Annotated in this window: 22 protein-coding genes; 7 read left to right on the forward strand and 15 right to left on the reverse strand. The window is 70.5% G+C overall.

Annotated features, from left to right (window positions below; translation table 11 throughout):
• The first annotated feature begins 81 nt into the window (after positions 1-81).
• The 3 genes from QQ657_RS48035 to QQ657_RS48045 all read left to right on the forward strand — a co-directional run bounded on the left by QQ657_RS48035 (position 82) and on the right by QQ657_RS48045 (position 2,239).
• On the forward strand, positions 82-780 hold the full coding sequence (locus QQ657_RS48035; RefSeq protein ID WP_284749122.1) for a FadR/GntR family transcriptional regulator: 699 nt from the start codon (positions 82-84) through the stop codon (positions 778-780).
• Positions 781-857: 77 nt separating this feature from the next.
• Positions 858-1,631: an inositol monophosphatase family protein gene (locus QQ657_RS48040; RefSeq protein WP_284749123.1), complete on the forward strand. Its 774-nt coding sequence runs from the start codon at positions 858-860 to the stop codon at positions 1,629-1,631.
• On the forward strand, positions 1,628-2,239 hold the full coding sequence (locus tag QQ657_RS48045; protein WP_284749124.1) for an NAD(P)-dependent oxidoreductase: 612 nt from the start codon (positions 1,628-1,630) through the stop codon (positions 2,237-2,239). Before QQ657_RS48040 ends, QQ657_RS48045 begins: the two co-directional genes overlap by 4 nt.
• Before the next feature lie 59 nt (positions 2,240-2,298).
• Here the strand turns inward: QQ657_RS48045 and QQ657_RS48050 are convergent, their stop codons facing one another.
• From QQ657_RS48050 to QQ657_RS48065, 4 genes are read right to left on the reverse strand one after another with little or no spacing between them, the layout of a single operon-like run.
• The gene (locus QQ657_RS48050; protein WP_284749125.1) at positions 2,299-3,207 is read right to left on the reverse strand and encodes a LysR family transcriptional regulator; all 909 of its coding nucleotides are present in this window, start codon (positions 3,205-3,207) and stop codon (positions 2,299-2,301) included.
• 18 nt (positions 3,208-3,225) lie between these two features.
• On the reverse strand, positions 3,226-3,822 hold the full coding sequence (locus QQ657_RS48055) for a TetR/AcrR family transcriptional regulator (RefSeq protein WP_284749126.1): 597 nt from the start codon (positions 3,820-3,822) through the stop codon (positions 3,226-3,228).
• A 34-nt stretch (positions 3,823-3,856) separates the two neighbouring features.
• Entirely contained in the window at positions 3,857-4,573 is a 717-nt protein-coding gene (locus tag QQ657_RS48060; protein WP_284749127.1) for a hypothetical protein, read from the reverse strand.
• On the reverse strand, positions 4,566-5,075 hold the full coding sequence (locus QQ657_RS48065) for a SigE family RNA polymerase sigma factor (RefSeq protein ID WP_284749128.1): 510 nt from the start codon (positions 5,073-5,075) through the stop codon (positions 4,566-4,568). The genes QQ657_RS48060 and QQ657_RS48065 overlap by 8 nt, the downstream gene beginning before the upstream one ends.
• A 135-nt stretch (positions 5,076-5,210) precedes the next feature.
• Between QQ657_RS48065 and QQ657_RS48070 the strand changes: the two genes are divergently transcribed.
• Positions 5,211-6,236: a threonine aldolase family protein gene (locus tag QQ657_RS48070; protein ID WP_284749129.1), complete on the forward strand. Its 1,026-nt coding sequence runs from the start codon at positions 5,211-5,213 to the stop codon at positions 6,234-6,236.
• A 14-nt stretch (positions 6,237-6,250) separates the two neighbouring features.
• Positions 6,251-6,829: an HAD family hydrolase gene (locus QQ657_RS48075; RefSeq protein ID WP_284749130.1), complete on the forward strand. Its 579-nt coding sequence runs from the start codon at positions 6,251-6,253 to the stop codon at positions 6,827-6,829.
• Between the two features lie 10 nt (positions 6,830-6,839).
• On the opposite strand, the gene QQ657_RS48080 is transcribed toward QQ657_RS48075, so the two are convergent.
• Together QQ657_RS48080 and QQ657_RS48085 are read right to left on the reverse strand one after the other, a co-directional pair.
• Positions 6,840-7,352, reverse strand: a complete 513-nt coding sequence (locus QQ657_RS48080; protein WP_284749131.1) for a hypothetical protein — start codon at positions 7,350-7,352, stop codon at positions 6,840-6,842.
• Positions 7,349-7,507 carry a hypothetical protein gene (locus QQ657_RS48085; protein ID WP_284749132.1) on the reverse strand — a complete coding sequence of 53 codons (159 nt, stop codon included), beginning with the start codon at positions 7,505-7,507 and terminating at the stop codon, positions 7,349-7,351. Before QQ657_RS48085 ends, QQ657_RS48080 begins: the two co-directional genes overlap by 4 nt.
• A 518-nt stretch (positions 7,508-8,025) precedes the next feature.
• Here QQ657_RS48085 and QQ657_RS48090 point away from each other — a divergent pair.
• Positions 8,026-8,319 (forward strand): hypothetical protein, encoded by a 294-nt coding sequence (locus QQ657_RS48090; RefSeq protein ID WP_284749133.1) that lies wholly within the window; start codon positions 8,026-8,028, stop codon positions 8,317-8,319.
• Between the two features lie 373 nt (positions 8,320-8,692).
• Here QQ657_RS48090 and QQ657_RS48095 read toward each other — a convergent pair whose 3' ends face one another.
• From QQ657_RS48095 to purD, 9 genes are all read right to left on the reverse strand, one after another.
• Entirely contained in the window at positions 8,693-8,884 is a 192-nt protein-coding gene (locus tag QQ657_RS48095) for a hypothetical protein (protein ID WP_155548045.1), read from the reverse strand.
• A 102-nt stretch (positions 8,885-8,986) separates the two neighbouring features.
• Complete coding sequence (locus QQ657_RS48100) at positions 8,987-10,165, reverse strand: pyridoxal phosphate-dependent aminotransferase (RefSeq protein ID WP_284749134.1); 1,179 nt, start codon at positions 10,163-10,165, stop codon at positions 8,987-8,989.
• Positions 10,166-10,180: 15 nt separating this feature from the next.
• A complete protein-coding gene (locus QQ657_RS48105) occupies positions 10,181-11,266 on the reverse strand; it encodes a transglycosylase SLT domain-containing protein (protein ID WP_284749135.1) in 1,086 nt (361 codons plus the stop codon).
• Between the two features lie 74 nt (positions 11,267-11,340).
• Entirely contained in the window at positions 11,341-11,652 is a 312-nt protein-coding gene (locus tag QQ657_RS48110) for a hypothetical protein (protein ID WP_284749136.1), read from the reverse strand.
• 133 nt (positions 11,653-11,785) lie between these two features.
• On the reverse strand, positions 11,786-12,544 hold the full coding sequence (locus QQ657_RS48115; RefSeq protein ID WP_284749137.1) for an ESX secretion-associated protein EspG: 759 nt from the start codon (positions 12,542-12,544) through the stop codon (positions 11,786-11,788).
• 2 nt (positions 12,545-12,546) lie between these two features.
• Positions 12,547-14,130 carry a hypothetical protein gene (locus QQ657_RS48120; RefSeq protein ID WP_284749138.1) on the reverse strand — a complete coding sequence of 528 codons (1,584 nt, stop codon included), beginning with the start codon at positions 14,128-14,130 and terminating at the stop codon, positions 12,547-12,549.
• A gap of 9 nt (positions 14,131-14,139) precedes the next feature.
• Positions 14,140-14,706 (reverse strand): DUF3558 domain-containing protein, encoded by a 567-nt coding sequence (locus QQ657_RS48125; RefSeq protein WP_284749157.1) that lies wholly within the window; start codon positions 14,704-14,706, stop codon positions 14,140-14,142.
• Between the two features lie 28 nt (positions 14,707-14,734).
• Positions 14,735-15,115, reverse strand: a complete 381-nt coding sequence (locus QQ657_RS48130) for a hypothetical protein (RefSeq protein ID WP_284749139.1) — start codon at positions 15,113-15,115, stop codon at positions 14,735-14,737.
• 123 nt (positions 15,116-15,238) lie between these two features.
• Positions 15,239-16,513 carry a phosphoribosylamine--glycine ligase gene (gene purD / locus QQ657_RS48135; RefSeq protein WP_284749140.1) on the reverse strand — a complete coding sequence of 425 codons (1,275 nt, stop codon included), beginning with the start codon at positions 16,511-16,513 and terminating at the stop codon, positions 15,239-15,241.
• A gap of 191 nt (positions 16,514-16,704) precedes the next feature.
• Here purD and QQ657_RS48140 point away from each other — a divergent pair, with 191 nt between their 5' ends.
• Positions 16,705-17,856: a glycerophosphodiester phosphodiesterase gene (locus QQ657_RS48140; protein WP_284749141.1), complete on the forward strand. Its 1,152-nt coding sequence runs from the start codon at positions 16,705-16,707 to the stop codon at positions 17,854-17,856.

Here is a 17,856-nt window from a genome sequence, read left to right on the forward strand (position 1 = left end):
ATGTATTCATAATTTATGACGACTTAGCGGGCGGCGTAGGATGACTCCGATCACGACCTGCCAGCTGAGAGGGCCCCTCCATTGACCGAACACCGGCCACGCGGGTTGCACGGCCAGACCGTGGAGGCACTGGCCAGCCGGATCCTCTCCGACGAGTGGGGCGAAGGCACCGTCCTGGACCTGCCGGCGCTGCGCGAAGAGCTCGACATCAGCCTGACCGCGCTGCGCGAAGCACTGAAAGTGCTGGCCGCGAAGGGGATGATCGACGCCCGGCAGAAGCGCGGCACGTTCGTCCAGCCGCGCGAAAAGTGGAACATGCTCGACACCGACGTCATGCGCTGGCAGACCGCGGCCGCCGACGACCCGGGCCTGCTCGACGAGCTCACCGAGGTCCGCACGGTCGTCGAGCCCGCGGCGGCGCGGATCGCGGCCGAACGCGCGTCGGAGGAAGACCTCGAGTCGCTGCGGGAGGCACTGGCCGACATGGCCGCGGCCGACGACGCGGAGGCGAGCGTCCAGGCCGACCTCGCGTTCCACCGGCGGCTGATGACCGCCACCCACAACAACTTCCTGATGCGGATGGAACGCGTCATCGCGATCGGGCTGGCCGAGCGCGACAAGCTCGTGCACGGGGCATCGGCGGCGGAAGACCCGGTGCCGAGCCATCGGAAGGTGTTCGACGCGATCGTCGCCGGCGATCCGGTCGCGGCCGAGCAGGCGATGCTGGCGCTCGTCACGAAGTCCCGCGACGACCTGGCGAAGGCTCAGCGCAAGTCCTGAGTCAAGTGCACGACGGTAACTCGTCGATTAAGTAGATTGCACTGGAATCAGGGCGTTCGGCGTGCCGTAATGGAGTCATGACCAACGACAACGTTCTTGCGGTGATGACTCAGGCGGCCGAGAAAGCCGGACTCGCGTTGCTGGATTCGTTCGACCCGGCGAGCCGGCCGGCGGACCGGACGGCGATGTACGAGCTCGGCACCGGCCTCGAAGCGGCCTCGACGGCGATCGTGCGGGAGGCGCTCGACGGCGTCGCCGGAGTGGGCTGGTGGGACGAAGACGAGAGCGGCCGGGTCGTGCCGGCCGGGCGCTGGTGGGTGGTCGACGGCACCGAAGGCGCGGTCAACCACGTCCACGGCCTGCCGGAGTGGGGCGTGACGATCACGCTGGTCACGGACGGACAGCCGGAGCTGACCGTCTTCCGCCAGCCGATCGGCGACCTGACGTACACGGCGACGCGCGGGCAGGGCGCGTTCCTCAACGGACAGCGGCTGCGCGTCTCGACCAAGACGGACCTCTCGGCGGCGGCGGTCACGGCGAGCCAGGGCGGCAACGACTCCGTTGTCTACGAACGGTTCGCGGGCGCGTTCGCGGCGATGGCGTCACGGGCATTGCTGGTGCGCAACACGATTCCGACGACGTTCCCCTTGCTGGGCGTGGCTTCCGGGCAGTACGACGTGTTCTGGCAGTACGAACCCGACTTGCCGGGGACGGCGGCCGGCAGCCTCTTGGCCGGCGAAGCAGGTGCGGTCGTCTCCGACCTCGCGGGTGCTCCGTGGGACGTCAACTCGGCCGACATCCTGGTCGCCGCCCCGGGTCTGCACGCCGCGGCGCTGGAGGTGCTGAAGTGAGCCGGGTGGCGGTGCTCGGCGCGTCGGGCGCGGTGGGCAGTGAGCTGGTGCGGCAGGCGCTGTCGCGCGGGCACGAGGTGGTGGCCATCAGCCGGCGTCCCTCGCTGCCTCCCACCGAGCGGCTGACTCCGGTGGCCGCCGACGTCAATGATGCCGCGGGAATCGCGGATGCCTTGCGAGGAAGCGAAATCGTGCTCGACGCCCTGGGTTTGCGGAAGGGCGATCCGCCCGGCGTGCTGACCGCCGGGGCTCGTGCGGTGGTGGCCGCGAGGCCGTCGCGGGCGGTGTCGGTGGGGGCGTTCGGGACCGGGCCGTCGGCGGGCGCGGCGGGCTGGCTGACGCGGACGCTGGTGGAGCGGTTCATGAAGGCCGAGCTGCCGGACAAGGTGGGCGCGGACGCGGCGATCCTCGGCATGGGTGGGACGGTGGTCCAAGTGGGCCCGATGAAGGCCGGCCCGATCAGCCCGACGCGGCGGGTGCTGGGCATCGATTCGGTGCCACGCCGGTGGTTCCCGGCAATGGTCACGCACGCGACAGTGGCGGCGGCGATGTTGGACGCGGCCGAGGACGGACCCCGCGGGGAAGTGCTGGTGGCGCTGCCCAAGTGAGCCGGCCGGGCCGAAACGTCTTGAATGAGTCATTCAAGACGCTGGAAGACCTGAATGACTCATTCAAGACCTTCGGGCGCCGGAGTCTCGGGCTCCAGCACCTGGGCGAGCGCCGTGCGGCAGTGGCCGCGCAGCCACTCGTGCGCCGGGTCCGTGTCGTAACGGCTGTGCCAGCTCAACACGACCGGTGCGCCCGGCAGGTCCAGCGCCAGTTCGGTCGCCGCCAACCCCGTGTCCGCGCGCGCCTGGGCCGTGGCCCGGATCGGCATCACCCCCACCACTTCGCTGTGGGCGATCGCCTGCAGCGCCAGCGCCGCCGTCGGAAGCGCCGCCACCACCCGGCGGCGCATCCCCAGCTCGGCCAGCGCCTTGTCCACCGCGTCGCGCAACCGACCGCGCCGGGACACGATCACGTGCTCGGCCGCCGCGAACTCCTCGAGGTCCAGCGCGCGACCGGCGCGGGTCACCAGGGCCAACCGGTCCTCGCCGACCACGTCGTGGCTGATCTCCGGCGAGCCCGGCACCGTGGCGCCGACCTCCAGGTCGACGTGCCCGCGGGCCAGGTCGGGCGTGTCCACCGGGGCCTCCGCCAGCAACCGCAAGCCGATCCCGGGCGCCTCGGCCGATGCCGTGCGCAGCAACGCCGGGAACAACGCCGCGAGCAGCGCGTCGTGGCCTTGGATGGTGAACGTGCGCCGCAACGTCGCCGGGTCCACCGTGCGGGCCGGGGCCAGCACCCGGTTCGCGCGGGACACCAGGGTCCGCACCTCGTCGCGCATCGCCAGCGCGCGAGGCGTCGGGGTCATCGTGCGGCCGGTGCGCACCAGGATGTCGTCCCCGGTAGTCGCCCGGATCCGCGCGAGCGTGCGGCTCATCGCGGGTGGCGTGAGGTGCAACCGGTCGGCGGCCGCCTGCACGGAGTTCTCCTCCAGCAGCGCGTCCAAGGCGGTCAGCAGGTTCAGATCCACCTGCACGACAGTAACGACTCAGGTGCCGTCGAGTGCGTTCTGCAGCATCCGTGACGCCGCGGCGCGCGGGGCCGGGTCGATCGCGATCAGGGCGTTGACGACGGCGCCGTCGACCAGCGCCACCAGCCGTTCCAGGTCGGCTTCGCTCACCGGCGTGCCCGAGCGGGCGAAGATCTCCGTCAGCAGCTCGTTGAGCTGGGCCGACAGCGTCCGCATAAGCGGCCGCAGGTACGGACGGCGGCCGGTCGCGACCAGCCGCTCGTACCGCAGCAGCACGGCTTCCGCGTCAGCCTCCGGGTCGTCCGTCTCCGGCCCGAGCAGCATCTCCAGCACCAGGTCGACGGTCGCCTGCACGCCGCGGTTGCGGGTCGCCAGCTCCTCCAGCCGGCGGCGGCCCGTCTCCAGCTCCCCATGCCCGTGGTGCTCGACGGCCGCCGTGACCAGCTCTTCCAGCGAGTCGAAGTAGTACGTAGTCGACGCGAGCGGCAGCCCCGCCCGCTCGGCGACGGCCCGGTGCCGGACGGCGTCGAACCCGCCCTCGACGAGCAGTTTCGCGGCGGCCTCGACGAGCGCGGCGCGCCGTCGTTCCCCTTTCGGGGTGGTCGCTGCGGTCATGACCGGTCATTCTGCCAACCGGGCGGACCCGGGCTCAGAAGCGGGGCGCGAGATCGTGCGCGAACGCCTGCACCTGGCCCGCGTACGGTGCCGTCGCCCCGGACGAAGGCACGCTGACCAGCACCAACGATCCGCCGGACGCGGTGGCCACCTGGGCCGTGACCGTGCCGGCCGGCTGGGACTTGAAGACCACGGGAATGCCCTTCGGGTACACCGCCGCGGACACCTCGCCGCCCGGAACCGGGAACCCGGCGGAGCGCGAGCCCGTCGAACAGGCGCCGCCCGGGACAGCCGGGGTACCGGCGACGTGGCCGGGGAGCTCGCCAGCGAGGGCAATGGCGAGCTCCCCGTCCACCTGTTCGCACCCGGAGGCGCCTTCGGCCAGCTGGCCGGTCTTCCCGCCCTGGTCACCTCCCTGCCGAGGTGGTTCGGACGAGAAGTTCGGTGACCCCCCACCGACTTCAGGACGTGCCGGGCTCAGCCCGGGTTGCCCCGATCCCGGCCCGGATTGCGACGACATGGCGCCGTTGTCCGCGGACGTCAGTGCCTCGGGGGTACCCCCGGACAACACTCCGTACGCACCGAACCCGACGACCACCAGTGCCGCGGCGCTCACCCCGGCGGTGATCCGGTTGCGGCGCCGCACGGTCTGGCGGTGGGATTCGCGGACGACGTCGTCCTGCGAGAACGTCGGCGAAGGCGCTTCGCCGGGCGCGGCGGAGAACAACGAGCGCAGCTCCTGCTCATCCATTGGTCTCCACCTCCCGTTCGAGCACCTGCTTGAGGTTCGCCAGCCCGCGTGCGGTCTGGCTCTTCACGTTGCCTTCGCTGCAGCCCAGCGCCGTCGCCGCGCTGGTCACGTCGAGCCCTTCGAAGAACCGCATGACCAGCACCGCCCGCTGCTTGGGCGGCACTTCCTTCAACGCCGCGAGCAGGTCTTCCCTGGTCGCGACGAGGTCGTCGAGGCCTGGCGAGTCGTCGGCGGGCTCGGGCAGCGTCTCGGTCTGCCATTCGCGCCGCCACGGACGCCGCGATTCGTCGATCGACGCCCGGACGAGCGTCGTGCGGACGTACGCGTCGGTCGCCGCGCGATCCCTGATCTTCTTCCACCTCCGGTGCAGCGCGACGAACGCCGTCTGCGCGAGGTCGTCCGCCCGGTGCCAGTCGCCGCAGAGCATGTACGCGGTCCGGCGCACGGCGTCCCGCCTGGCGGCGAAGTACTCCGCGAACTCCTCCTCGTCGCGCTGGTCCACGCGCAGTCGTGCTCCGCTCTGTTGTCGTCGGTGGGTAGGACGGAATCAGGGGCGTCCACGGTTGCATGGACCGAGTGGGTTCGACCACCCGAGGGCTCATTGATCCCCGTCGGGTGGGTGTGATGTGATCACTCCGTGACCTTCACGCTGCCGCCGCTGGACTTCCGTTCCGACACCGTCACCCGTCCGGATGACACGATGCGCGCGGCGATGGCGTCCGCGGAGGTCGGCGACAACGTCCTCGAACGCGACCCGACGGTCCAGGCGCTGGAGGAACGCGCCGCGCACGTCCTGGGCATGCCGGCCGCCCTGTGGGTGCCGAGCGGGACCATGGCGAACCTCGTCGCGCTGAGCCTCCACCTGCAGCGCGGCGACCGGTTCCTCGCCACGCGCGGCGCCCACGTGCTGAGCAACGAGCTCGGCTCCGCGGCGTGGCTGGCCGGCGGGATGCCGGACATCCTGGAGCACGACGGCGGCCCGGGCCGCCCCTCGCCCGACGCCCTCGCGGCCGCGATCGGACAACCCGGGCCGTACTTCACATTACGGACATCGCTCCTCTGTCTCGAGAACACGCACAACGCCGCCGGTGGCGCGGTGACGCCGCCCGACGAGCACGCCCAGCTGCTGTCCGTCGCGAAGGAAGCCGGCCTGACCGTGCACCTCGACGGCGCCCGGCTCTGGCAGGCCGCGGTCGCGCTCGAGGTGCCGCCCGCCGCGCTGACCGTCGGCGTCGACAGCGTGTCGGCCTGCTTCAGCAAGGGCCTCGGCGCACCGGTCGGTTCGGTCGTCGCGGGCAGCGTCGCGTTCGTCGAGCGGGCCCGCCGGATGCGGCAGATGCTCGGCGGCGGCGTCCGGCAGGGCGGCGTCCTGGCCGCGGCGTGCCTGGTCGCGCTGGACCGCGTCCCCGAGCTGGCGGAGTCGCACGAGAACGCCCGGCGCCTGGCCGAAGGCCTGACCGAGCACGGCTGGCCGACGAACGTGCCGGACACCAACATCGTGCTCGCCGAGGTCCCCGACATCCCGACCGCGCTGGCCTGGCTGGACTCGCTCGGGATCCGGGCGGTGCCGATGGCGGGCAAGGTCCGGTTCGTCACGCACCGGGACCTGAGCGCGGCCGAAGTCGAAGAAGCCTTGCGCCGGATCAAGACCGGCGCCCGATGAGTACTGGGGACAGCGTGAACTGGATCGTGTTCGACTACGGCGACGTGCTGAGCAAGCCGAGCGCGGCCCGCCCGGCCATGGCCGCGGCGATGGGCGCGCCGCTGCCGGAGTTCGAGAAGGCGTACTGGGACTACCGGATTCCCTACGACGCCGGGAGCACTCCGCTCGAGTACTGGCAGACGGTCGGCAAGGCGCTGGGTGTGTCCGTCGGCGAAGAACTGTCGGACGAGCTGACGCAGATCGACGTCGAGGGCTGGAGCCACCTCGAACCGTCCTCGCAGGCGCTGTTCGAGACACTTTCCGAGGCCGGCGCATCACTGGCGCTGCTGTCGAACGCCCCAGTGGTGTTCGGCGAATGGGTTCGCGCGCAGGAGTGGGCGCGCCACTTCCGCGTGACGCTCTTCTCGGGTGACGTCCGGTGCGTCAAGCCGGACGCGAAGATCTTCCGCCTCCTGCTCGACGAGCTCGGCGCGGAGCCGGCCGACTGCCTGTTCTTCGACGACCGCCCGTCCAATGTGGACGGAGCACGGGCGGTCGGCCTCAAGGCCCAGGTGTGGAACGGCGCCGACGCGGCTCAGGCCTGGCTGGACTGAGCCACGCGGCTCACCGCCGCCTCCGGCCGCCGACGATGAAGAGCGCGCCGACGATGGTGCTCGCCGAACCGAGCAACGCCGGGATGATCATCCTGCTCATCTCCAACGCGAAGTCCGGTGCCACCGCGTGGTTCCACACCGCGGCGAAGATGGTCCCGAAGACGGCCAGCAGGATGAAACCCACGCCGAGCAGTACTTTCTGCTGCATGCCCGCCGCGTGCCTGGTCTGCTGAAGCTGCAACTGCGCGGCATGTTCCGCCTGGCTGGACTGCATCTCCGCGCGGTGCTGCCGGTCCGCGGCCTCTTGGACCTCACGGAAGGTGGGCCGCTCCAGCAACAACGGTGCCTGGCCAGGGCGCCGATGCGTCGGCTCGGTCTCGCCGGGCGACGGGTGCTCGAGGTCCTCCCACTGCGCCTCACCGGGTTCCGGCGGCGCCTTGGGGTCGATCCACTCGTCGCCCTTCGCCTGGTCGCCGGGTCTTCCGGGACCGCTTTCCGCCGTCGCGGCGGATTCGCCACTCATACGTCGTACTCGGCGTACAACGGGTCACTGGAGATTTCTTCGGCTCCTTCGATGCCGCGAGCGGTGGGTTCGAAGTACTCGCCGGGGTCGGGATAGGCAGCCGCCGACGGATTGGTCAGCTTCATCGCGGTCGGGGGACGATCGGGGGCGGGCATGTGCAGACTCCTTGTCTCGCGCGAGGGGGGTCGAGAGTCGATCTTTCGGGAGCAAGCCAGGGGAGTGAGCAAGCTCACCACGCCGGAAACTTTACCGGACTTGTGTCGAATACGTGGTTCACAGACACGTTGCACGTGTTCGAAACATGCCTTCATTGCGCAGATTTCTCACATGCGCACGTCAGCGCACACTCGCTAAGCGTGTGCTTATGTGAACACGTCACCTCAAGCTGTGGCCCTTTCGAGTGAAAAGTGGTTGAGTGGATGTACGTGGTCACCACGTGTAATCCACTGGTAAGTTGGCTGGAAATGCACTATGACGTGCGGTTTTGGATGCCCGTCCGCAGCAGCTCGGACGCACTGAACCAGTCAGCGCTCACGCACGTAACAGGTAGCGTCACCGCACCGACTAACCACGCACTTGCCACGCACGCGACACGCCCCTCACACTGGCGGCGACCGAAGCCACGCACCGGTCGTTTGCCGGACGGGGGCGACGACCCGCCAAAGGAGAGAGCATGGCCGCCAGGACCACAGCCCCGGACACGACCATCGAGCCCGCCGCCCCGCCTCGAGAACGTTCGGAAGTGGCCCACACGAAGGGGACCGCACCGAAACGGATCAACGTCGCGGTCAACCCCGAGACGGTCGACGCCCTCCAGCGGGTCATCGACCGCGAAGGCGTCACGCTCACCGAAGCCGTTCGCCGGTTGATCGGTTACGGCGAAGTGCTTTACCGGGCCACCAAAGAGGAAGGAGCCGAGCTGCTGATCAAGACCGAGACGCAGACTCGGCAGGTGATCATCTTATGAGGAGTGACCGATCATGCCGACACTTGGGCACCGGTGGCCGGCGGAGGTCGCGAGACCGACGTCTTCACCGGGAAAAGGCGCGGTAAACGCCTGTTTTCACGTCGATCGAGGGGTCCGGAACCGATGTTCCGGACCCCTCGATCGCGGGAATCTCCTGTTGTCAAAGATCATCGGAAACCGTCTTCGAACTCACTACTCAGCGTACCGAGCTTGTCATGCACGTGCAAGAACACGTGCATCTGCACGTCGACATGACGTTGAAATGTCACGTTCGCCGGACTGGGAATTGATCAAAGAAACATCGCCGTGAACAGCGGAAAACCGCGCCCGGCGCCGGTGGAACTCGGCGACGTGACGCGGTCTTCGGGTTTGCTCAGTAGCGGTTGATGCGCCTCGGGTCCTTCTTGCCGCCGCTGATCGCGCGGTAGCCGGCGGCGCCGAGGAAGGCGATGCCACCGATGATGGCGATCCACAGGACGGCCTTGAACACGAAGCCGATCACGGCGCCCAGCACCATGAACGCCACCCAGGCGACGATCAGGCCGCCGACGATCTTCCAGAACATGGCTTCCTCCGATTGCTCCCGTGGCCGCTGGTGGCCCGATGTCTCCACTGTGACACCTCGGCCGGGGAAACTCCCCTCGTAGAGCCAACGTTCAGGGATGAATCAGGGTTCCCCCTGGCCGAGCCAGGCCCCGAGCCGGCGGACGCCTTCGTCGATGTCGGCCGCGCTGCCGGCGAAGGAGAATCGCACGTACTTGCCGCCGTCGACCGGGTCGAAGTCGACGCCGGGGGTGATGGCGAGGCCCGTGTCGGCGAGCAGCCGCTGGCACCAGCTCAGGCTGTCCTGGGTGTACGCGCTGACGTCGGCGTACGCGTAGAAGGCGCCGTCGGCGGGCGCGAGCCGGTCGAGGCCGATGCCCTTGAGGCCGGTGAAGAGCCGGTCGCGGTTGGCGCGGTAGTGCTCTACGTGCGCGTCGGCCTCCGCGTACGCCTCGGGCGTGAAGGCGGCGAGCGCCGCGTACTGCGAGACCGCGGGCGGGCAAATGGTGAAGTTGCCGGTCAGGACGTCGACCGCGCGGTGGAGGCGCTGCGGCACCAGCATCCAGCCGAGCCGCCAGCCGGTCATCGCGAAGTACTTCGAGAAGCTGCCGAGCACGAGCGGCTCGCGGCCGAACTGCCACGCGCAGTCGAGCTCGGCCCCGTAGGAGATGCCGTGGTAGATCTCGTCGCTGATCAGCTGCACGCCGTGCGACGAGCACCAGCCGGTGATCGCGGCGAGCTCCCCGGGCGGCAGGACGGTCCCGGTCGGGTTGCTGGGGCTGGCGACGATCAGGCCGTCGATCGGGCCGAGCTCGTCGAGCAGGGCGACGGTGGGCTGGAAGTTCGTCTCGGCGGTGGTGGCGAACTCGACGACCTCGCAGCCGAGGACGGACAGCAGGTTGCGGTAGGCGGGGTAGCCCGGCCGCGCCATCGCGACCTTGGCACCGGGGTCGAAGGCGCTGAGGAAGGCGAGCAGGAAGCCCCCGGACGACCCGGTGGTCAGGACGACGTCCTGCGCGCTGACGTCGAGCCGGTACTTCCGCTGGTAGTGCCCGGCGACGGCGTCCCGCAGCTCCGGGATGCCGAGCTGTTCGGTGTAGCCGAGGGTGCTTTTGCCCAGCGCTTCACGAGCGGCTTCGAGGACGGGTTTCGGCGCGGGCACGGACGGCTGCCCGGCGGCGAGCGACACGAGATCGCCGTGGCTGCGCTGCCGGGCGCCGGCCGCGGAGAGGACGTCCATGACGTGGAAGGGCGGCACACCGGCCCGCAGCGCGGGCCCCGCGAAGGCTCCGAGGTCGACCATGCGGCCAGGCTAGTTCTAGTACCCCTGGTAGGCACCACCGTGGGCCATGGCCTTGATGCCCGGCACGTTGCCGAGGCCGCCGTAGCGGTCGTAGGAGTACCGGACGCCCGCGATGATGTTGTCGACCGGGTTGTAGATGTTGTCGTGGCCGGGCAGCTTGTGGGCGTTGAACGTCCCGTCGATGCACTGCATGAGCCCCTTGGACGGGTGCCCGGCCGCGGCGTTGGAGTCCCAGTTGTTGATGGCGTTGGGATTCCCGCCCGACTCGTGCTGGATGATCGCCCAGATGTTGGGGATGTCGGCGTCCGTGACGGGCACGCCGGCGGCTTGGAGTGCCTTGATGGCTTCCTGGATCCACTGCTGGACGTTGCCCGGGGGCGGCGAGGACGGGGGTCCGCCGCTGGGGCCGAGGCCGCCGCCTCCACCACCGCCTCCGCCTCCTCCGCCGCCACCGCCATGGTGGGAGGAGCCGTTGCTGTGGATGCCGCCGGTGCTCTTGGGCGCCGCGGGGGTGCTGCTCGGCAGGGGGACCTGGTCGTAGCCGCCCTCGATCTGCTGGGACATCAGCTTCTGCGAGGCCTTGATCTGCGTGTCGGCCTGGGTCTGCAGGCCGGTCACGTCACCGTCGAAGCCGGCGGTGATCGTGTGGATGTCCGTCGCCGCCTTCGCCTTGATCTCCGCGGCGGTCGGGCTGGGCGCCGGCTTGTCCGGGTCTTTCGCGTGCTCGGCGGCCACTCGGTCCGCCGCTTCCATGTCGGTCTTGGCCTGCTGGTTGCGGGCGTTGACGGCGGTCTCGGCGGAGTCCTGCTTGTCCGAGACCTTGCGCTTGATCTCCGCGAGATTGGTCCCCAGCGTCTCGAGGTCCTTGGCGACGTCCTCGAGGTGGGTCTGCACCTTGGTGCCGGCGTCGCGCACCTGGCGGACGTACTGGAAGAACTGGTCCGCCGCGGGGCCGGCCCACACGCCGCCATTGAGCGCGTCGGTCGAATTCTTCAAGGAAGCGGTGTGGTCGCCGGCGTTCTTGCCGGCTTCACGGAACTGCGTCGCCGCCGCCGTGATTTTGTTCAGGTCGACCTTTTCGACCTGATCGACCTTCTTCATGAAGGCGTCCCAATTGTCCGGCTCTCCGGCGCCGACGTCGTTCAAGCCCACTCTCGTGCCCCCTGCTCAGTCCGTCACTTGTCCACGTGCAGCGTGAGGTCGCTCGCCCCGACCTGGTCGGTCTCGACGAGCAGGCCGGCGGCCTTGCGCATGGCGAACCCCAGCGCCTCCATGTGCTTGCCCGCGGCATCGAACTGGCTGTGCACGCCGTCCTTGAACTTGCCGACCGCGTTGTGTGCGTCGCCCTTGTCGTCCATTCCACCGAAGGGGCTTTCGTGCTCGTGGTCCATGCCGGTGACCTTCTGCTTGGACTTTTCGAACTCGTCCTTCAGCTTCTCCACCTGGCCGGCCGCGATGGCCATCGAGTCGGTGTCGTAGACAGGCACGGTTCGTCATCCCCTTCGCAAACTTGCGTCCGCCCGATCAGACGTCGTCATGACCAGAACGGTTCCCGCGCTTACTTTATGACTTCCGCGCGGTCGCGGGTACGGCTCCACGCCAACTTCCACCCGGCGGGGATCAGGCCTCCGCCATCAGTTCGCGGATCCGCGTCGCCAGCAGGGCGTTGTCCGCCGGGGTCACCGTCGCCCACTCGCGACCGTCGCGGTCCGACACCACCTGGAACAGGTACCGCCCCGCGTCCGTGTCGAAGAACGCCGCCACTCGGCCCGCCCGGTGGACCACTCCGTCGCGGCCCACTCGCTCGGCCCCGAACTGACCCCGGGCCTCCTGGCCCAGCAGCATCCCCGACAGCTCCTGGGCCTGGAACAGCTCGACGCCCCGGTCCTCCAACGCCGTGACCAGAGCCTTTGCCTCGCCGCGAGCGGACGCGTCGGCCTCGCGCAGTACCGAGTACGGGATGCTCACCGTCTGGCCGATGCCCGGTCCGAGGTCGCCCGCCACCGAGACCGCCGCCTCCGGGAGACCGTCCTCCGTCGCCGGGATCAGCCAGACCTCGCCGTGGTCCACCACCGCCAGGACCGCCTGGCTGCGGACGCTCACCGCGCGGCCGCGGATCTCGCGCTCGGCCCACACCCACACGTCGATGCCGAACTGGGGGCGGGCGAGCAGGTGCAGCTGGTCCGCCACCTCGCCCGACACCCGGCCGTTGCGGGCCAGGCGCCGCTCACTCAGCGACGCCCAGGCCGCTTCCACCACTTCCCGCCGCTCGGCGCGGGTCGTTCCTTCGCTCGGCACGTCGAGCGCGACGTGCTTGCGCGGCAGGCCCAACGACTCCCAGAGCACGTCGAACTCCCGCGCGGACAGCACCAGCGACACGGTCAGCGCCCGTCCCCGCCGTGGTCGCCGATCACGTCGGGGGAAACCATCCGCTGGTCGGCGAACAGGTCCTGGTCGTCGACGCCGAAGCGGCGGACGTGCTCGGCGTCGTCCTCCTGCGGGGCCGCCTCGGACAGGAACTTCGACTCGCCGGCCTGCTGCTTCGGGCTGATCTGCTCCGACTTCCGCAGCGCGACGGCCTCCTCCTCGGGCAGCTCGCCGACCGGCAGCGGCCGGACCGGGCCCTTCGCCTCGCCCTTCTCCCGCCGCAAGCGCTCCTTGTCGCCGCTCAGCGCGCCGCCGGCCGCGCCCGCGCCGATCGCCGCCGCGCCCGCGCCGATGTCGCCCGGTGTCGCGCCGGGCTTCGCCACGAACCCGCGTTCGGCCGTGAACTGCCCGGGCGGGAGCGGGGCCTGCGGCATCGCGCCGACCGTGCGGCCCTTCGCCAGCAGGCCGTCGGGGCCGCGGTTGCCACTGCCGAGCGAACCTTCGACGCCGGTCGCGCCGGCGCCGGACGAGCCACCGCCGCCGAGCGACTTGATCGGCGCGGTCGCCGGTGACGAGCCGGGTGGCAGCGAGCCGGGCGCACCCGGTGGCACGAACTGCTCGCCACCGCCGCCGGTGGCCAAGCCCGGCGAGAAGTGGGAAGCGTCGCCGGACGCCGTGCCGCGGCCCGGCGCGTTGACCCAGCCGGGGCCGGGCGCCGACGTCGGCGGCCGCACACCGGCCGGAGTCGTCGACGACGAAGGCGTCGTGTGCTGCGCAGGCGGGGAGCCCGCGCCGGTCTGGCGCGGCGGCTGCGCGGCGGGCCTCGACGGCTGCTGCTGCGCCGCGACGCCGTAGACCGGGGTCGGCGGGTCGGCGTGCACCGTGTGCGACACGGGCTGCACCACCGGCGGGTCGACGTGCACCGACCGGACCTTGTCCGAAGCCGGCTTCACGCCGCCGTCCGGCGTCACCGCGACGGCGGCACCCGCGACGTCCAGCACGCCCGGCGTCACGCCCGGGGCGGCCAGCTTCAGCGACTCGGGGTCGGACAGCGACTGCGTCGAGAGCAGGTTGCCGCCGCTGTCCTGCGCGTACTCGTTCAGGGCCTGCGTCGCCTGCGCCTTGGCGTCGTTCGCGGCCTCGACCTGCCGGGCGTGGTCGGTCTCGAAACCGATCAGGCTCAGCAGCAGGCCGTCGCCCAGCGTGTAGCCGCCCGCGCCCTTCCGGACGGTCTCGGCGTCCGGGAGCTTGTACTTGGTCCGGTTGAACGACTCGCCCTGCTCGAACACCATTTCCGCGGCGTGCGCGACCTTCGTCGTCGCGTCCTGGGAGAACCCGGCCTGCTCGGTGAGCACCTGGCTGGCCGCACCGCCGGCCTGGCTCTGCCATTCCACGCCGAGCTTGAGCAGCTGGGCGCGCAGCGTCTGGTCGGTGTGGGCGAGGGCGGTCGCGACGGCCTTCAGCGCGTCGACGGCCGTGCCGATGCTGCCGGTGCCGTCACCGTTGACCATCCGCGTGATCTGGTCGGCGATCGCGGTGTTGGTCCAGCCGTCGAACCGGTGGTTCTGGATCCCGGCCGCGAGCTCGGAGAATTCCACGCGCCCTCCCTAGTTGCGTGCTTTCAAGGTCTGCAACGCGACGTCGGCGGCTTGCACCGACAGGTCGCACAGCTGCGGCTGCGTGAACTTGCCGCGGGTGATGGCGAAGGTCTGGACGGCCAGCGTCTGGCCGCGCGCGACGCCGACGAGCGCCTCGCAGTCGGCCGGGTCGCCGGCCGCGCGGTAGTTCGTCAGCGCCGGGTAACCGCCGATGGTCTTCGGCTCGGTGGTCATGCTGTTCTTCTTGCGGGCCCCGGTGATCCACTCGTCGAGGTCCGCCGAGACGGCGCGCACGTGGTAGGCGTGCACCGGCTCGGCGCCGTCGGCGTCGAACACGCACGTCGGCCCGTCCTCCGGCGGTGCTTCCCGGGGAGCACTGGTGATCTTCATGGCGTCGAGCTGCACCTGCGGGAACACCTCGCACAGGTTGACGCCCTGCAGGGTCAGCTCGGCCGGCCGTTGCGGCAGCTGGGCCGCCTTGGCGCTCTGCGACGCCGCTGTGGCGGCCGTCTCGACCGGGTAGGGCGTGCCTTCGGTGCCCGCCGAGCAGCCGGCGAGCGCCGCCGTCGCGAGCACGCCCCCGGTGACGATGCGCACCTTCCGGCTACGCACCGTGCTTGGCGCGGTCACCGAACACCGCCGCCTTCTCCTCTTCGCTGACTTTGTAGTCCTTGGCGGCTTCGCGCAGCTGCGAAACCAGGCGCTTCAGGCCGGCGACGTACTCGCGGACCTGCCCCGCGTAGGAGCGATCGCCGTCGGCGATCAGGGTGTTCCAGGCGTCGATCGACTGCGTGCTGATGACGTCGGCCGACGGCGCGTCGATCCGCAGCTGCCCGAGCTTGGTCAGCAGCTGGTCTTCGAGGGAGTTGGCCTGCTCTTCGACGATCCGGGCGACGTCCAGGAGCTTGTCGGGGTGGACCAGGACGTCCGCGGCCGCCGGCGCCACGGGGACGGCCGAGCTGAGGTCGTACGAGGGTCCTGACATGCTCTCCCCTGACGTCATACGGACAGTGACCGGCCGACTCCCGTCGAGGCTACCAACCCGGGTGTGACAGCAGGCTGAGTTTGGACGAAGACCACCGCTCGCCGGTTCCCGGGTCCGCCGAAATCAGGCCCGCTGTTTGACCGTCGGGGCGTCGACCTCGCCGTTCGCCGCCTTGAGCGCGATGTCCGTGCGGTGGTGCGAGCCCGCGAGGTGGACCTTCTCGACGGTCTCGTACGCGTGCTTGCGGGCCGACTTGAGCGTCTTGCCGGTGCCGACCACCGAGAGCACGCGGCCGCCGGAGGAGACCACGGCGCCGTCGTCGCGACGGCGGGTGCCCGCGTGCAGCACGCCTTCCAGCTCGGCACCGCCGATGACGTCGCCGGTGCGCGGCTTGCCCGGGTAGCCGTCGGCGGCGATCACGACGGTGACCGCGGCGCCGCTGGCCCACTCCAGCGGCGGGTGCTCGGCGAGCTTGCCGGTGGCGGTGGCCTGCATCAGCCCGGCGATCGGCGTGCGCAGCAGGGCCAGCACGACCTGGGTCTCCGGGTCGCCGAAGCGGCAGTTGAACTCGATGACCTGCGGACCTTCGGAGGTCAGCGCGAGGCCGGCGTAGAGCAGGCCGGAGAACGACGCGTCGCGCGCGACGAGCTCGTCGGCGACCGGCTGGACGACGCGCTCGACCAGGTCGTCGACCAGGTTCTCGGGTGCCCAGGGCAGCGGCGCGTAGGCACCCATGCCACCGGTGTTCGGGCCGGCGTCGTCGTCGCCGACGCGCTTGAAGTCCTGCGCGGGCAGCAGCGGCACGACGGTGTGGCCGTCGACGAAGCAGAACAGCGACGCCTCCGGACCGTCCAAAAAGGACTCCAGGAGGACCGGGTGGCCGCCGTCGAGGAGCATGATCGCGTGCTTGCGCGCGACGTCGTAGTCGGTCGTGACGACGACGCCCTTGCCGGCGGCGAGGCCGTCGTCCTTGACCACCCAGGTCGGGCCGAAGCGGGCGAGCGCGGCGTCGAGGCGGGCCGGGTTGTCGACCACCTCGCTGCGCGCGGTCGGCACGTTCGCCGCGGCCATGACGTCCTTCGCGAACGCCTTCGAGCCTTCGATGCGGGCCGCCGCGGCCGAGGGGCCGAAGCAGGCGATGCCCGCCTTGCGGACGGCGTCGGCGACGCCGGCGACGAGCGGGACCTCCGGCCCCACCACCACCAGGTCGGCCTGCCAGCTCTTCGCGAGGGCGGCGACCGCTTCCGGGTCGGCCGCCTCGACGCCGAGCTGCTCGGCCATCGCGGCCGTCCCGGCGTTGCCGGGCGCGCAGGCCAGGGCGGTGACCGTGGGGTCGCCGGACGCCGCGAGGACGAGTGCATGCTCACGGGCGCCGGAGCCGATTACCAGTACGCGCACGCCGCACAGCGTATCCGGCCGGATCCGCGCCGGACATTTCGCCGTCCCCCGGGACCCGAAGGAGATCCCGGAGTGATGAGGAGTCCACGCGCCGTTTACCGAGGTGTTCGCCTGGATACGTCCGTCGGATGCTTGCGGCGGTGAGGGTTGCGCGGGTAGTCAGGGCACACCCTGTGAAAAGAGGTCACCAGATGAAGCGCAAACGTGTCGGCGTGCTGGCACTCGCCGGACTGGCGTTGCTGAGCGTCACCGGACTGGCCGTCGGGTCGGCGAGCGCATCCGCAGTGCCCTTCCAAAGCGAGGGGTCCGCTGATGCGGCCGCGCACGGACGGGGCCACGATGACCCCGTGATCATCGGACACCGCGGTGCGCCCGGGTACCGGCCGGAGCACACCCTCGCCTCGTACGAGCTCGCCTATCGGATGGGCGTCAGCTACGTCGACGTCGACCTCGTGCCCACCAAGGACGGCCAGCTCGTCGCCCGGCACGAGCCGGAGATCAGCGGGACCACCGACGTCGCGAAGCACCCGGAGTTCGCGAACCGCAAGAAGACCCTGGTGATCGACGGCGTCTCGACGACCGGCTGGTTCACCCAGGACTTCACGCTCGCCGAGCTGAAGACGCTGCGCGCGGTCGAGCGGATCCCGGCGAACCGGCCGCACAACACGCTGTACAACGGGCGCTACCAGATCGCCACCTTCCAGGAGGTGCTCGACCTGACCAAGCGGCTCGGCAAGGAGCTGCACCGGACGCTCGGCACCTACCCCGAGGTCAAGCACTCGACGTTCTTCCAGTCGATCGGCAACCCGGTCGAGCCGAAGCTCGTGCCGATCCTGAAGCGCAACGGCCTCGACCGGCCGGACGCGCCGGCGATCATCCAGTCGTTCGAGGTGTCGAACCTGATCGCGCTGCACAAGCAGGTCCGGACGCCGCTGCTGCAGCTGACGTCGGCTTCGGGTGCTCCGGCGGACTTCGTCGCGAAGGGCGACCCGCGGACGTACAAGGACATCGTCACGCCGCAGGGACTGAAGGACGTCGCGAAGTACGCGAAGTACCTCGGGCCGGACAAGAGCCAGATCATCCCGCTGGACGCGGCCGGGAACCTGACCAAGCCGACCGCGATCGTCGCGGACGCGCACCAGGCGGGCCTGAAGGTGCAGCCGTACACGTTCCGGAACGAGAACCCGTTCCTGCCGGCGAACCTGCGCTCGTCGGCCGAGCCGGACGCCTACGGCGACGTCTTCACCGAGGAGGCCGCGTTCCTCCAGGCCGGCGTCGACGGCTTCTTCGCCGACCAGCCGGACACCGCCCTCGAGTCGCTGCGCGCGTTCCTGGGCCGGTAA

The sequence above is a fragment of the Amycolatopsis ponsaeliensis genome, assembly GCF_030182635.1.
Taxonomy (GTDB): Bacteria; Actinomycetota; Actinomycetes; order Mycobacteriales; family Pseudonocardiaceae; genus Amycolatopsis; species Amycolatopsis ponsaeliensis.

What these genes read in the sequence shown, in the direction of transcription:
- QQ657_RS48040 (WP_284749123.1), top strand. Translation starts at nt 858, where the DNA reads ATGACCAACGACAACGTTCTTGCGGTGATGACTCAGGCGGCCGAGAAA.
- QQ657_RS48055 (WP_284749126.1), bottom strand. Translation starts at nt 3,822, where the DNA reads ATGACCGCAGCGACCACCCCGAAAGGGGAACGACGGCGCGCCGCGCTC.
- QQ657_RS48060 (WP_284749127.1), bottom strand. Translation starts at nt 4,573, where the DNA reads ATGGATGAGCAGGAGCTGCGCTCGTTGTTCTCCGCCGCGCCCGGCGAA.
- QQ657_RS48080 (WP_284749131.1), bottom strand. Translation starts at nt 7,352, where the DNA reads ATGAGTGGCGAATCCGCCGCGACGGCGGAAAGCGGTCCCGGAAGACCC.
- QQ657_RS48085 (WP_284749132.1), bottom strand. Translation starts at nt 7,507, where the DNA reads ATGCCCGCCCCCGATCGTCCCCCGACCGCGATGAAGCTGACCAATCCG.
- QQ657_RS48090 (WP_284749133.1), top strand. Translation starts at nt 8,026, where the DNA reads ATGGCCGCCAGGACCACAGCCCCGGACACGACCATCGAGCCCGCCGCC.
- QQ657_RS48095 (WP_155548045.1), bottom strand. Translation starts at nt 8,884, where the DNA reads ATGTTCTGGAAGATCGTCGGCGGCCTGATCGTCGCCTGGGTGGCGTTC.
- QQ657_RS48100 (WP_284749134.1), bottom strand. Translation starts at nt 10,165, where the DNA reads ATGGTCGACCTCGGAGCCTTCGCGGGGCCCGCGCTGCGGGCCGGTGTG.
- QQ657_RS48105 (WP_284749135.1), bottom strand. Translation starts at nt 11,266, where the DNA reads ATGAAGAAGGTCGATCAGGTCGAAAAGGTCGACCTGAACAAAATCACG.
- QQ657_RS48130 (WP_284749139.1), bottom strand. Translation starts at nt 15,115, where the DNA reads ATGTCAGGACCCTCGTACGACCTCAGCTCGGCCGTCCCCGTGGCGCCG.
- QQ657_RS48140 (WP_284749141.1), top strand. Translation starts at nt 16,705, where the DNA reads ATGAAGCGCAAACGTGTCGGCGTGCTGGCACTCGCCGGACTGGCGTTG.